The organism is Leptotrichia sp. oral taxon 417 (assembly GCF_013394865.1).
Taxonomy (GTDB): domain Bacteria; phylum Fusobacteriota; class Fusobacteriia; order Fusobacteriales; family Leptotrichiaceae; genus Leptotrichia; species Leptotrichia wadei_A.
In genome coordinates this window covers 994,645-1,009,901 of record NZ_JABXYV010000001.1, presented here as the reverse complement: position 1 = coordinate 1,009,901, position 15,257 = coordinate 994,645, and the positions used below count along the sequence as shown (strand labels likewise).

Annotated in this window: 9 protein-coding genes; 1 reads left to right on the top strand and 8 read right to left on the bottom strand. The window is 31.1% G+C overall.

What is annotated here, in order from left to right; genetic code table 11:
- Window positions 1-154 precede the first annotated feature (154 nt).
- Together carB and carA are read right to left on the bottom strand one after the other, a co-directional pair.
- Window positions 155-3,340, bottom strand: coding sequence for a carbamoyl-phosphate synthase large subunit (gene carB / locus HW276_RS04810; RefSeq protein ID WP_178937617.1), 3,186 nt, complete (start codon window positions 3,338-3,340; stop codon window positions 155-157).
- 76 nt (window positions 3,341-3,416) lie between these two features.
- Window positions 3,417-4,499, bottom strand: coding sequence for a glutamine-hydrolyzing carbamoyl-phosphate synthase small subunit (gene carA, locus HW276_RS04805; RefSeq protein ID WP_178937616.1), 1,083 nt, complete (start codon window positions 4,497-4,499; stop codon window positions 3,417-3,419).
- Between the two features lie 335 nt (window positions 4,500-4,834).
- Between carA and HW276_RS04800 the strand changes: the two genes are divergently transcribed.
- Window positions 4,835-5,224: a carbonic anhydrase gene (locus HW276_RS04800; protein WP_255460329.1), complete on the top strand. Its 390-nt coding sequence runs from the start codon at window positions 4,835-4,837 to the stop codon at window positions 5,222-5,224.
- Window positions 5,225-5,317: 93 nt separating this feature from the next.
- Here the strand turns inward: HW276_RS04800 and HW276_RS04795 are convergent, their stop codons facing one another.
- The 6 genes from HW276_RS04795 to clpB all read right to left on the bottom strand — a co-directional run bounded on the left by HW276_RS04795 (window position 5,318) and on the right by clpB (window position 15,020).
- On the bottom strand, window positions 5,318-6,022 hold the full coding sequence (locus tag HW276_RS04795) for a M48 family metallopeptidase (protein ID WP_178937615.1): 705 nt from the start codon (window positions 6,020-6,022) through the stop codon (window positions 5,318-5,320).
- A 33-nt stretch (window positions 6,023-6,055) separates the two neighbouring features.
- On the bottom strand, window positions 6,056-7,825 hold the full coding sequence (locus tag HW276_RS04790) for an NUDIX domain-containing protein (RefSeq protein ID WP_178937614.1): 1,770 nt from the start codon (window positions 7,823-7,825) through the stop codon (window positions 6,056-6,058).
- Window positions 7,826-7,885: 60 nt separating this feature from the next.
- Window positions 7,886-9,217, bottom strand: a complete 1,332-nt coding sequence (gene rsmB / locus HW276_RS04785) for a 16S rRNA (cytosine(967)-C(5))-methyltransferase RsmB (protein ID WP_178937613.1) — start codon at window positions 9,215-9,217, stop codon at window positions 7,886-7,888.
- 33 nt (window positions 9,218-9,250) lie between these two features.
- Window positions 9,251-10,711: a sucrose-6-phosphate hydrolase gene (locus HW276_RS04780; RefSeq protein ID WP_178937612.1), complete on the bottom strand. Its 1,461-nt coding sequence runs from the start codon at window positions 10,709-10,711 to the stop codon at window positions 9,251-9,253.
- Window positions 10,712-11,084: 373 nt separating this feature from the next.
- A complete protein-coding gene (locus tag HW276_RS04775) occupies window positions 11,085-12,065 on the bottom strand; it encodes a Gfo/Idh/MocA family protein (RefSeq protein ID WP_178937611.1) in 981 nt (326 codons plus the stop codon).
- A 384-nt stretch (window positions 12,066-12,449) separates the two neighbouring features.
- Entirely contained in the window at window positions 12,450-15,020 is a 2,571-nt protein-coding gene (gene clpB, locus HW276_RS04770) for an ATP-dependent chaperone ClpB (RefSeq protein ID WP_178937610.1), read from the bottom strand.
- Between the last annotated feature and the right edge of the window lie 237 nt (window positions 15,021-15,257).

The following is a 15,257-nucleotide window of genomic DNA, read 5'->3' as shown; positions in this document are numbered from 1 at the left end:
ATTCAATATCAAAACATCTTGAATTTATGATAAATTCATAAACAAAAAAATGACAAGGGGCTAAAACCCCTTGCTAAGTAATAATTAAGAAAATTAATAATTTTAAAAATTATTTTTTTTTCTTATTTTTTTATAATTTCTACTAAAACTAAATCTATATTGAACTTACATTAAATGAAATAGATTCCAAAACTTTTAATAAGGCATCTGTTGTATCAAGTGAAGTAAGACAAGCAATTTCCTGTTCACTTGCAGCACGTCTAATTTTAAATCCATCATTTCTGGCAGTTTTCTTTTTAGCCGCTGTATTTATTACCATATCAACAAGTCCTTTATAAATCAGTCCTAGCACATCGTGTTCATATATTCCTTCTTCATCAATTTTTCCAACAGTTTCCACATGCAGACCTTTATCTTCAAAATATTTAGCAGTTCCTTTAGTAGCCATTATATGGTATCCTAAATCAGAAAATCTCTTGGCTAATCCATAAGCCTCCTCTTTAGCAGTTCCGCTAATTGTAAATAAAACACTTCCTTGATCCTTGACTTTTATTCCAGCTGAAACAAGCCCTTTGTAAAGTGATTTTTCAAGGTTTTCATCACTTCCCATAACTTCTCCAGTCGATTTCATTTCAGGTCCTAATGTTGTATCAACATCTTTTAATTTTTGGAAACTGAATACAGGAACTTTTGTATATACATTTTTACTTTCTTCAATTAATCCAGTTTCATATCCTTTGCTCTTCAATGATTCTCCAAGAATTCCCTTCATTGCAAGATTTGCCATTGGAACTCCTGTGATTTTACTCAAGAACGGAACTGTTCTCGAACTTCTCGGATTTACTTCCAGTACATAAACTTCTCCATCGCTAATTACATATTGAATATTCAAAAGACCGATAATATTAAGCCCTTTTGCAAGTCTAACTGTATAATCAATCAATGTACGCTTATGTGCTTCAGAAACATTTTGTGGAGGATAAACGGCAATAGAATCTCCAGAATGGACTCCTGCTCTTTCAATATGCTCCATAATTCCTGGAATTACAACTGTCTCCCCATCGCAAATCGCATCTACTTCGATTTCCTTTCCGACTAAATATCTGTCAGTCAATACTGGATGATCAGGTGATACTTTTACTGCATTTTCCATATATTGTCTAAGTTCTTCTTCACGATATACGATTTCCATTGCTCTTCCACCTAATACATAAGATGGACGGACTAAAACTGGATAACCAATTTCTGCCGCATTTTTTACAGCTGTTTCTGTATCAAACGCAGTTTTTCCTAATGGCTGAGGAATATTTAACTTATGTAATAATGCTTCAAATTTATCACGGTTTTCAGCATTATCAATTTCCTCAAGTGATGTTCCCAATATTTTTACGCCGTGTTTTGTCAATTTTTCAGCCAAATTAATTGCAGTTTGTCCACCAAATTGAACGACAACTCCTTCTGGATGTTCAAGTTCAATTATTGCCATAACATCTTCTTCTGTAAGCGGCTCAAAGTAAAGTTTATCTGAAATTGAAAAATCTGTAGAAACAGTTTCTGGATTGTTATTTATAATAATTGCCTCGTAACCAGACTCTTTTATAGCCTTTACCGCATGAACTGTCGCATAGTCAAATTCAACCCCTTGCCCAATTCTAATAGGCCCTGAACCAAGCACAACAATTTTTTTCTTATCTCCTATAACACTTTCATTTTCCTGCTCATAAGTCGAGTAGAAATAAGGCGTTTCCGACTTAAATTCAGCTGCACAGGTATCAACCATCTTAAACACAGGCTTAATATTGTATTTTTCACGAAGTTTATAAACTTCATCTTCTGTCGTATTCCAACGATGTGCAATAACTTTATCTGAAAATCCATATCTCTTAGCAAAAAGAAGTACATCTGGATTATTTACATTTGCCTTTAATTCCACTTCAATATCAATAATATTTTTCATTTTATCAAGGAAAAACATATCAATTTTTGTCATTTCATGTATCTGCTGCGGAGTAACTCCACGTCTTAACGCTTCTCCAATAAAGAACAGTCTTTCATCTCCAGCCTTATGGATTCTCTTTAAAATATATTCCGAATTAAATTCATCCCCATTTGGAAGCCCTAAATGATGAACTCCGTATTCAAGTGAACGAATAGCCTTTAACAAACTTTCTTCATAGGTTCTACCAATAGCCATTACTTCTCCAGTAGCCTTCATCTGTGTTCCCAAATGTCTATCCGCCTTTTCAAATTTATCAAATGGGAATCTTGGTATTTTACTTACAACATAATCAAGTGCAGGCTCAAAGCAGGCATAAGAGTTTTTCGTAACAGGATTTATAATTTCATCAAGCGTCAATCCAACTGCAATTTTTGCGGCGATTTTTGCAATTGGATAACCTGTCGCCTTTGAAGCAAGTGCCGATGAACGTGATACTCTCGGATTTACCTCAATAATATAATAATTAAATGAATGCGGATCTAATGCCAATTGAACGTTACATCCACCTTCAATTTTCAATGCTCTTATTATTTTTAGTGAAACATCCCTTAACATGTGATATTCCCTATCTGTCAATGTTTGCGATGGCGCAACTACAATCGAATCTCCAGTATGGATTCCAACTGGGTCAATATTTTCCATGTTGCAGACAACAATTGCCGTATCATTGCTGTCACGCATTACTTCATATTCAATTTCCTTATACCCTGCAATTGATTTTTCCAATAAACATTGAGTTACTGGCGAATATCTAAGTCCATTTGTAACAATATCTTCTAATTCTTCATCATTATGGCAAATTCCACCACCAGTTCCACCCATCGTAAATGCAGGTCTTACAATCACTGGATACCCAATTTTTTCCACAAATCTACGTGCTTCTTCCAAATTATGAATAATATCCGATTCAGGCACAGGTTCTCCCAGCTCATTCATCAAATCTCTAAATAATTCCCTGTCTTCAGCTTGCTTTATAGATTCAAGCTTAGTTCCCAGAAGTTCCACTCCACATTCTCTTAAAACACCAGATTCATGCAATTCCACAGCCAAATTCAGCCCAACTTGCCCTCCAAGAGTCGGAAGCAATGCATCTGGACGCTCTTTTCTTATAATTTTTGATACAAATTCAACAGTCAATGGCTCAATATAAACTTTATCTGCAATTTCCTTATCTGTCATAATAGTTGCAGGATTGGAATTTACAAGGATAACCTTATATCCTTCTTCACGCAATGAAAGACAAGCCTGTGTCCCCGCATAGTCAAATTCAGCAGCCTGTCCTATAATTATTGGACCTGATCCTATTACTAAAATCGTCTCTATATCTTTTCGTTTAGGCATTTTTCTACATCTCCTTCAGTTATTTTTATTCTTTTTGTTTGTTTTTAATTAATGTTAAAAATGTTTTTCAAAACTGCTAACTTCGATTTTTTTTCATATTTTCAATAAATATGTCGAATAAATAGTTTGGATCGTGCGGCCCTGGCGAAGCTTCTGGGTGATATTGCACTGAAAATACTGGATATTTCTTATGTCTCACACCTTCACAAGTTCTATCATTTACTGCAATATGTGTCAATTCCAGATCTGTACCCTCCAATGAATCAATATCCACTGCAAATCCGTGATTTTGTGCCGTAATGTCAACTTTTCCAGTTTGCAAGTTCAATACTGGCTGATTTGCTCCACGATGTCCGAATAATAATTTATATGTTTTTGCTCCACAAGCAAGTGAAATTAGCTGATGTCCCATACAAATTCCAAAAATTGGAACTTTACCTATCAATTCCTTAAGTGCAGCAATTGTTTCTGGAACATCTGTCGGATCTCCAGGCCCGTTACTCAACATTATTCCATCAGGTTTTTGTCTTAAAATTTCTTTAGCAGTTGCATTATGAGGCATTACAACAATATCACAATCCCTTGAATTAAGTTCCCTCATAATTCCTGATTTCATTCCCAAATCAATCAATACAACTCTCATACCTCTTCCAGATGAAAGAAATGCCTTTTTTGTCGATACTTGTTCAATTTGATTAGTCGGAAGCGAATTGCTTCTCAAATTTTCCACAACTTCTTGCGGATCTTTATCTGCACTTACAATAATTCCCTTGATTGTCCCATGCTCTCTAATTTTCTTTGTCAAGCTACGTGTATCAATCCCTGAAATTCCTGGAATATCTAAGTCTTTCAAAACTTCATCCAATGTAAATTCATTTCTAAAATTAGAAGGCTTTCTACATATTTCACGAGTTATGATCCCTTTAATACTAGGATTAATAGTTTCATAATCATCCCTATTTATCCCATAATTTCCAATTAACGGATAAGTAAATGTAATAATTTGCCCATTATATGATGGATCTGAAATAGTTTCCTGATATCCGGTCATCGCAGTATTAAAAACAACTTCTCCTGCCATCTCCACATCTGCTCCAAATCCATATCCCTTATACACGCTGCCGTCTTCCAAGACAAGCTGTTTATCCAATGCGTACATAAATACTACCTCCCTAAATTTTAAATGATTTAATATTATTTATCTTTTAATTTGTTTAATTGTCATTAATATGTCTGATTTGCAATACAGTAAAATCTTTTCAAAATAAAGTTCAAAAGTTATACTAATATCTCTAATCTCATAATTATACTATATTTTTGAAGTTTTATCAATAATGTAACAGAATTATTTTTCAATTTAAAGTAAAAATTTTGATTTTTATTCAAAAATATGCTATAATTTCAACATCTTTAGAATATTTTCAAATAATTTCAAAATTATAATAATTAAAATATATATTATTTGAAGGAATTATTTGAATCAAGGAGGAAGTTATGTTTTGTACTTTAGTTTGCTGTATGGATGGAAGATTTATCCATATCTTAAATGAATATATTAGAAGTAATTATAGATATACTTTTGTGGATACTATTACCGATGCCGGAACTGTAAATAAAATTGTTAGTGATGAAAATTTTTTAAGAAGCATTGAAGATAAGGTTGTCTTAATTTCAGTAAATAAGCATAAATCTGATCATATTTTTGTAGCAGGGCATAGTGACTGTGCAGGATGTCAAACTAGCGATGAAACTCAAAAGAAGTATATTTGCCAAGCCGCTGAAAAGATGCACACTGATTTGCCTCACGAAGCTGTTACAGGACTCTTTGTTTATGAAAATGGAGAAATTGAAGTTCTAGTTGATTATGACATGGATTTTAAATAATTAAAGAATAATTTTCGTTCTTTAGACAAGAAATAGTATAATAAAAAAAGAGGAACTTTTTCAATTAATGGACAGTTCCTTTTTATTTTTAAATTAATAATAATGTTTAGCATTTAACATTTTTTCAGCCACTTTATAATTTGGCATATACCGCTCTATATAATTATAAAAACCTTTTCCATGATTTGGATATTTCAAATGTGTCAATTCATGCAAAATGACATACTCTATTTCAAAAGGTGTCCTTTTTATAAGTTCTGTATTGAGATTTATATATTTTTTTACATAATTGCATGAACCCCATCTTGTTTTCATCGGCTTTATTGCCACCTTTTCCACATGTTCATCCAATATTTCCAGCCATTTTTCCACAAATTTCAGAAACAATTTTTTGGCATTCTCAAAATACCACTTTTCCATAACTTTTTTCTTTTCATCAATATTTTCAAAAATATTTTCATTTACAGTTAAAATCATTACATTTGATTTGGCATCATTTTTTAAACTTACACCATTAAAATTCCCTGTTCTTACAATTAAGTTATATTCTTTTCCCAAAAACTTATGAATTTCTCCATTTTTATATTCAAACCCCTTTTGCTTTTCCTTTACATCCTCAACCTTTTTCAAAACACTTTTTATCCACTCTTCTTTAGAACGAATAAAATTTTCAATATAATCACGATGCAAATTCATTGGTACAGAAATATAAATCTCCATATTAGGTTTTATCCGCAAATTTATGTTTTTTACTTTTTTCCGATGAACTTCATATCCTAAAATTTTTTCTTTATTCATTTTCTACCTAATTTATTCCCTAATTTTTTTATTCTAAATTTTTTCTTTTATCATTTTTGAACTGACAAATACCTTCCTCGCATTTTCAAGCACATCCTTTTGCAACTTATAAGTTGTCAATTTTAAAGCTTCTTCATAGGTGCACCATTGAAAAGCCTCAATTTCAGAAGTATCAATTTTAACATCCTCATCTTGAGTAATTCCCACAAAGATCGTAACTTTTTTTATAGTTTTTTCATTTGGAATATATTTTATCAAACGTTCAAAACCTGGAATAATTCTTATATTTACATTTGTTTCTTCAAAAACTTCACGAATTGCCGTTTCTTCCTTAGTTTCATTATTTTCAATATGCCCTTTTGGAAATCCCCAGTTCCCATTGTGCATTTTCACAAGCAGAATTTTCCCTGTATTTTCATTAAAAACAATCGCCCCGCAAGAATTTTCATATTCAAAATCACCCTTCAAATTGTAATGTTTCACAATATATTTTACCAGCTCTTCCTTCTCATTCTCAATTTCATCCCCAAGAACGAGTTCATACAGCCTGTTTTTCACTTCCCCGATCTCACGATTGCTAAATTTAAGATTTATCAAATCAATCCCCGTTATATCCAAATCATTAAACTGCGGAACTTCTCCCTGTTCTTTTATATTTTCAATTTTATTTCTAAAATTTTGTAAAATTTCATTATTTTCCGCACGAGTTCTTATACCCTTTGAATTTAAGTCAGCAGAAAATAAATTGAACAGCCTTTTTAAATTCCTTTCATCCATCTCAATAATCAGCTTTTTTAACGTCTTATCTGAAACATCCTGATAAATCAGCATATGATTTTTAACAATTTTTTTTACAGAATTCGTAAATTCATTTGAAGTCCTAAGCTGCCTCAATTCTTCTTCAGCAATCAATGCGCTTTCCTTTTCATGCCCATAAAAGTGGAAAACTCCCTTTGCATCAATAATTTTTACATTAATTTTCCCCAGATCATGAAAAAGTGCAGCAAATCTAGTAACAAGATCATAATCACAAAGATGAATAACTTTTATTATATGATGAAATAAATCATCTGGATTATTTGGATTATTCTGATCAAAATTATATGCATAACGAAATTCTGGAATTAACATTTCCAGGACTTTTAACTTTTTCATTTCGATAAACGCCTTTTTTACAAAATTTCCCATTAAAATTTTACTTAACTCATCAAAAACTCTTTCCTTTGATATTTTCAGCAAAAATTTTCTTTTTTTATAAATAGCCTCCGCAGTTTGCTTATCCAAACTAAATCCTAATTTAGAAACAAATCTAAAAGCCCGCAAAATTCTAAGCGCATCCTCTTCTATCCTCAATTTAGGCTTTCCAACAAATCTTATCACTTTTCGCCTAATATCCTGCTTCCCCCCATACAAATCAATTATCCCGGTCTTCTTGCTGTAAGCTAGTGAATTTATTGTAAAATCCCGTCTTGCCATATCTTCTTCAATTGTTTTTACAAATTTAATTTCCTTTGGATATCTGCTATTATAAATTCCTGTTTCTTTACGAAATTTTGCTATCTCATAATTTTTCCCATTGACCTTTATCATAAGAATCCCAAAATGCGCTCCCATTTCCTTTGGATTGTAATCTGCAAAAATTCTTTTTAATTCTGAATACTCTATATCAGTCGCAAAATCATAATCTCCTGGATCCCTATTTAGAATTTTATCTCTAATTGCTCCTCCAACAATAAATCCTTTTCCATTTTTATTTAATTGTTCCAATATGAATTTCACATCATCATCCAGATCAAATCGCATTCCAAATACGTCCTTTCAGTTATTTTTTTGACTAACCCCTGATAATTACTTGATATAACTTTAATTTTTTCTCAATTTTGCTATATAAAACCCATCCATATATTTATTTTTATACGAAATATAAGCTCCGCCAAGTTCATCCTTTACAATTTCTACACTTTCTGGAACTTCCAAATCCAAAATTTCCAAATCTTCATATTTTTTCAAAAAATATCGAATATTATTTGTATTTTCATTTTTAGAAAAAGTACAAGTGCTATAAACTATTTCTCCGCCATTTTTCAAACATTTATACGCACTTTCAAATATTCTTTTCTGAAGTTTTTTTAAATTTTTTATATCATTTGAAGTCAGTTCGTATATTTTTTCAGGCTTTTTTCTAAGCACTCCAAGTCCGCTGCACGGCATATCCAGCAATATTTTATCAAATTTAACTTCTAAATTTTCAATTTGCGCAGCATCATTTAACCTTACTCGAAAATTACCATAACCATACTTATTTTTAAGTTCATTTAACAATTTCACCTTATGTTCATGAATATCCGTAGAAATCAATTTTTCTGGATTAAATAATTGTAAAATCGCAAGAGATTTTCCACCTGGAGCAGCACAAGCATCAAGCACAGCATCCCCATCCTTCACAGCTAAATTTTTCACAGCCAAATAAGATGAAGCATCTTGAATTACAGCTTCTCCATTTCTATAAATTTCTGTATCAAAAATATTCGCATTTGACAAATAATAGACTTCATCAACTGAAAATAAAACTTCTGTATTAATTTCCTTTAACAATTTCTCAAATTTTTCTTTAGTCATTTTATTCTTATCAAATCTAACCGACAGATAACTTCTCTTTTTATATGACTCCATTATTTCCAAATAATTATCTGGATAATCAATTTTAAGTTTATTTACAAACCATTGAGGATACGATAAAGCAATACCTTCCCTTTTATCCATCGGAATCTCATTATCAAACTTTTCTTTATTTTTCAAAATTGCCTGTAAAGCCGCATTTACAAATCCAGCTTGATGTTCATTTATAATTTTTGCAACTTCTCCAGCCTCAAATATCACTCCTGCATTATCCGAGTCCATAAAAAATAACTGTGCAGCAGAAACTCTCAAAAGCTGCTTTATTTTCCGTTTTTTTACATTTCGTGTTCCTTTTTCAATTAAATAATCAATGTAAATCAGGTTTTTTATTACAGTATTCACAACACTTGTAATAAAAGTTTTTTCCTTTTGAGTATAATTTTTTTTAGAAAAATAATAATTTAACTGAATATTGCTATATTTTTTCTCATACAAAATATCGTCAATAATATTTATAATATCCAGTTTTATATTTCCTACTATTTTATTTCCTGTTAATTTTTTATTCTTTACCAATTTTTTCCCTTCTAGATTTTCTAATTAATTTTTTTATTTCCATTCCCATTTTTCAATTTTCACACTTGTATCTCCATCTGCAAATACACTTATCCCATCCGCACCTTTTTCAGGGAATATTCTCGATGAAAACACTTCCTGTCCACCGTTAATAAACACTTCCACAGAAGAATTATCTACAAATACTGTAAGTTCCATTTCTGAAATGTCACCCAAATAAACTTTTCTTAATCTCTTATCAGGCTGTTCACCCTTTGTTCTATCCAATACAAATTTTTTGTCATTGTAATCAAATTTCAAAACAGTTTCACTATTTTTGCCAGTTCTCAATTTCAATCCAAAATCAGAATTAAAATCAGCAAATTTAGCTTTTAATTCATAAGTTGTCCCAGTTCCAACCTTTACTTCTCCAGCCACTTTTTCATTAAATTCAATTTTTTCTCCACGTATACTTTCCATTTCTTTTATCGGCAATTGATAAAGTCTTCCATCAATTACTTTTAATTCTCTTGGCAATGTCAAGCAATGAATCCATTCATTTTTTACAGTTGGAAAGTCTTCTTCTTCAGGAACTCCCATCCATCCTACAATAATTCTTCTTCCTTTGTCATCCTCCATTGACTGTGGCGCATAAAAGTCATGCCCTCTGTCAATTTCCACAAAATCTGATGAAATCTCAAATTCAGGTTTTTCATAATCCAGCTTTCCAAATAAATATCCTGTCTGATATTTATTATTGTACAAATCTCCTTCCGGCTCCAGTCCTTGCGGCGAGAATACTAACAAATCCTTAATTTCTCCAGTTTTTTCATCCTTTAACTGAAAATAATCTGGACACTCCCACATAAATCCAAAATCTTTAAGTTTTCCGTGATTCGCTCCTGCAATTTCTCCTTCAAACTTCCAATCCTTTATATTTTCTGAACTGTACAAAATTACTTTTCCCTCTAAATTTTCACTTTGTACTCCAACTACTGCATAAAATTTCCCATCTTTTTTCCAAATTTTAGGATCTCTTATATCCCGAGTATACCCATCCGGCTGATTTACAATACTAGGTTCCCATCTTTCAAAATGCTCTCCATCGCTAGAAACCGCTAAACATTGGTAAGATTCTCTATTCCCTTCAGCATCCTTCACATTTCCAGTATAAAATAAATAAAGTTTTCCATCATCCGCAATTGCGCTTCCAGAATAAACTCCATCCTTAGAGTACCAAGTATCAGGCCGTAAAGCTGTTTCCAGTCTTTCCCAATGCAGTAAATCTTCACTTATACTATGAGCCCAAGTTTTATTTTTATGAACTGTCCCTAGTGGATTCCATTGATAAAACATATGATATTTCCCTTTAAACTGTGAAAATCCATTTGGATCATTAATAAGTCCTACAATTCCTTGAATATGATATTTTTGTCGCCAAAAATCCTTTTCCACAATCTCTTTTTTTTCCAAAACCGATTTTTCTTCATTTTTTTTAACATCTTTGAAATCCATGTTTTCTCCACCTTTCATATTTGCAATATTTATTTAATATAGATTAACTATTTCTTAATAAAACTTAAAATTTATCAGATTTGTCATAAATACCATTTTTACTTAGTTTTTATAACTTTCATTTTTACAATTTTTTATAGCAAATTCATTATATTTTACCACATTTTATTGCTTTTTCCAAATTTTTTGCCCCATTTAATTCTGTAATTCTATCAAATTATTAACTTTTATGATACAAAAATTATAAAATAACCTGCTTTTAATGTACTCAAAAAAATACTTTAATTTGAAAATAAATTTAATACTATTTTATAAAAACTTTTTTAAGAAAGTAAAAAAATTGAGCACCATCACAGCACTCAATAAAATTTTTCTACACTTCCTCTTCAGGATAAGTCATTCCCCAATCTTTACGCAATTTTGTCATAATATCCATGACATCCACAGTATAATTAAGTTTCATTTTATTAATTCCAGTTCTTACAGATTCTTCCATATTTTGAAGTTCGTATTGAAGTGCATTTGCTGTTATTCCTGATAGAATTTCTTGAACTTCACCTGTTTCAGTATAAACGATTTTAGCTTTATCAGCTCTTGGATATTCTGTGATTTCAATATATGCTTTTTCACAGGCGATTACGACTCTTTTTGGCTGTTTTGAATGAAGTGTAAGAGCGATTGTCGACATTTGCTGTTCTTTATTTATCATAATTATGCCTACTTGTTCGTCCACTCCTGTTGGTGCATATTTTACTTGGGAAAGTATGTTATTAGGTTTTGAAGTCATAAATAGTCTTGTAATTGAAATTGCATAAACCCCTATATCAAGCAATGCTCCTCCTGCAAGATTTCTATTGAAAAATCTGTTTGTCATATCATATTCCTTGTAACTTCCAAAATTAACCTGTATCATTTTCACATCGCCAAGTTTTCCAGAATTTACAATTTCCAAAAGTTCAGCATAAAGTGGCATATTGAAAATTGTCATTGCTTCACCTAAGATAAGATTTTTTTCTTTTGCCAATTTTACAGCTTTTTCCAATTCTTCGCTATTTAATGTAATTGATTTTTCACATAGCACATGTTTTCCATTTTTTAATGCTTCAATCATAAATTTTATGTGCGTATTATGAGGCGTAGTAATGTAGATAATATCAGTTTCATCGTCATAAAACATATCTTCTATTTTATCATAAACTTTTTCAACCCCATATTTTTTCGCAAAATCCACAGCCTTTTCATGAGTTCTGTTAGCAACTGCATAAAGCTTTTTACCCATTTTTTCAAGAGCTTGTGCCATTTCATTAGCAATTATTCCTGTTCCTAAAACTGACCATTTTAAATCTTTTTTCATAATTAATTCTCCTTCTTGAAAATATACTTTCTTGAAAATATACTTCAAATAATCTTTATTTGTATTTTATCTTATTATTTTACAAAATTCAACTGTGGTATTTTAATTTTTTTATTAAATTGTAGAGTAATATAATTTTGATAAAATTTATAAAAATGTTATATTTTATTCATATTAGAGAAAAACGGCTTTAAAACTAAACTTAAAAGTTATGGCTACTTACTTAAAATATAAATTTATACAATTTTAGTAATTTGATTTTAAATAGATTCGAGTATAAATACAAAAAAGAAGTACCATTTCTGATACTTCCTTTTCTATTTTTTAGAAAATCAATTTTTAAGAATTAATTTCAAAAGACTAATCTAAAATTATTTTCTTATTTTATTTTTCCACTTTATAAATCAAATCCTTACCATCGCTATCAACTTTAACAACACTATTTTCAGGAACTTCTCCACCTAAAATCATTTTAGATAAATTAGTTTCAATATCCTTTTGCACAAATCGTTTCAATGGTCTTGCACCGTAAGCTGGGTCGTATGCTTCGTCTACGATGTAATCCAACGCTTTGTCAGTAAATTCAACTTTGATGTATTGTTCTTTCAATCTTTCGTTAATACCTTCAAGGATAAGATTAACAATGTTTTTAACACTTTCTTTTCCTAATGCTTTAAACACAATGATATCGTCAATTCTGTTTAAGAATTCTGGTTTAAATCTATGTTTCATTTCATCTAAAACGGCTTCTTTTGTAGGTTCACTTACCATTGGGTCATTCAAGATGATTTCACTACCAATGTTTGATGTCATAATTACAATTGTGTTTTTGAAGTCAACGATTTTACCTTTACCGTCAGTAAGTCTACCGTCGTCTAATAATTGCAACAATACATTGAACACATCAGGATGTGCTTTTTCAATTTCATCAAATAGGATTACAGAATAAGGTTTTCTTCTAACAGCTTCTGTTAATTGTCCACCTTCTTCGTATCCAACATATCCTGGAGGCGCTCCTATTAATCTAGTGACGCTGAATTTATCCATATATTCCGACATATCAATTCTTACAATATTGTCTTCATCATCAAACAAGTTAAATGCTAATGTCTTAGTCAAATAAGTTTTACCAACACCAGTAGGTCCTAAGAATATGAACGAACCGATTGGTCTGTTTGGATCTTTTAATCCAGCACGAGAACGAATGATTGTATCGCTAATAGTTTTAATTGCATCATCTTGTCCAATTACTCTTTTCATCATATGTTCAGCCAAGTGTAAGATTTTTTCTCTTTCCCCTTGCAACAATTTCGCAACTGGAATTCCTGTCCATTTTCCAACAACTTCAGCAATTTCTTCACTGTCAATTTCTTGTTTCAATAATTTATTTGCGACAGAAGAATTATCTTTAGCTTTTTCTTCTTCAGCTTCTTTTTGTTTTTCTAATTCTGGCAATTTACCATATTGAAGTTCAGCCAATTTATTATAGTCATTTTTTCTTTGAGCTTCTTCAATTTGCAATTTAATTTTTTCGATTTCTTCATTAATTTTAGCAACTTTTCCAGCTTCTTGTTTTTCTCTTTCCCATTGTGATTTCAATTCTTTTTCTTCATCCTTCAAATCAGCAATTTCTTTTTCAAGAGTAGTCAATCTTTCTTTAGAAGCCTTGTCAGTTTCTTTACTCAACGCAACTTTTTCAATTTCCAATTGCATCAATCTTCTCGTAATTTCATCCAATTCAACTGGCATCGAATTAATTTCAGTTTTTACCTTCGCAGCAGCTTCATCAATTAAGTCAATCGCTTTATCTGGCAAAAATCTGTCATTAATATATCTGTCACTCATTGTTGCAGCAGTAACTATCGCATTGTCAGTTATTCTAATTCCATGGAAGATTTCAAATTTTTCCTTCAATCCACGAAGAATTGAAATTGTATCTTCAATTGTTGGCTCATTAACCATTACTGGTTGGAATCTTCTTTCAAGAGCCGCATCTTTTTCAATATATTTTCTATATTCATCAATTGTTGTTGCACCAATTACTTTTACTTCACCACGAGCAAGCATTGGCTTTAAAAGGTTTCCAGCATCCATTGAACCTTCAGTTTTTCCAGCTCCAACGATGTTATGAACTTCATCAATGAATAAAATTATTCTACCTTCACTATTTTCAATTTCTTCAAGAACCGCTTTTAATCTTTCTTCAAATTCCCCACGATATTTAGCACCAGCTACCAACGCTCCTAAATCTAATGAAAAGATTGTTTTATCCTTCAAGTTTTCAGGTACATCTCCTTTCAAGATTCTCTGAGCAATTCCTTCAGCGATAGCAGTTTTACCAACACCAGGTTCCCCAATTAAAATCGGATTATTTTTATTTCTTCTTGATAAAATTTGGATTGCACGACGAATTTCCTGGTCACGACCAATTATTGGGTCCAATTTACCTTTTCTCGCCAACTCAACCAAATCCTTACCAAACTTATCTAATGCTTCGTAAGTACTTTCAGGGTTGTCTGTCATAATTTTTCTTCCTCCTCTAACCTCATTTAAAACATTTTCAAATTGTTTTTTATTAACGCCATTTTCCTTCAAGAAAGAGTTGTTATCAAATGCCGCAAGAAACAAGTGCTCTGTACTAATGTAGCTGTCACCCATCTTTTTAGCATAATCTTCAGCACCGACAATTATTCTATTAACTTCAGCGTTCGGTCTTACTTCACCAACTCCACCTTCAATTTTCGGCATACTATTCAATTTTGCCTCAAGCTTTTTAGTCAATTCGGTAGGATTAATTCCCATCTTTTGTAGAATGTTAGGAATAAGTCCATCCATTTGATTAATCAAAGCAAGAAGTAAATGCTCCGTTTTTATCTCGGAATGTTTATATCTAATCGCAAAGTTATGAGCTTCCGAGATGGCACTCATACTTTTTTGCGTAAAGTTTTGTTCCATATATATCACCTTTTTATTACTAAATTTATTTTACTTTTTATTAGCACTCTATCTCTTTGGTTGCTAATAAATATAATATACCACTATTTGATTTTTTTGTCAACACTTTTTTTAAAATTTTTTTACATTTTTTAAAAAACTTAAAAATATTATAAAAATTTGTTCCTTTTTTTAAAAGGGGGTTAATATAAAAAAAATTCGATAGCCTTGAAAATAAATTTCACAAAGCTACCGAAC

Bases quoted from the DNA above. Each gene is read 5' to 3' on its own strand.
- carB (WP_178937617.1), bottom strand. From the start codon at position 3,340: ATGCCTAAACGAAAAGATATAGAGACGATTTTAGTAATAGGATCAGGT.
- carA (WP_178937616.1), bottom strand. From the start codon at position 4,499: ATGTACGCATTGGATAAACAGCTTGTCTTGGAAGACGGCAGCGTGTAT.
- HW276_RS04800 (WP_255460329.1), top strand. From the start codon at position 4,835: ATGTTTTGTACTTTAGTTTGCTGTATGGATGGAAGATTTATCCATATC.
- HW276_RS04795 (WP_178937615.1), bottom strand. From the start codon at position 6,022: ATGAATAAAGAAAAAATTTTAGGATATGAAGTTCATCGGAAAAAAGTA.
- HW276_RS04790 (WP_178937614.1), bottom strand. From the start codon at position 7,825: ATGCGATTTGATCTGGATGATGATGTGAAATTCATATTGGAACAATTA.
- HW276_RS04780 (WP_178937612.1), bottom strand. From the start codon at position 10,711: ATGGATTTCAAAGATGTTAAAAAAAATGAAGAAAAATCGGTTTTGGAA.
- HW276_RS04775 (WP_178937611.1), bottom strand. From the start codon at position 12,065: ATGAAAAAAGATTTAAAATGGTCAGTTTTAGGAACAGGAATAATTGCT.
- clpB (WP_178937610.1), bottom strand. From the start codon at position 15,020: ATGGAACAAAACTTTACGCAAAAAAGTATGAGTGCCATCTCGGAAGCT.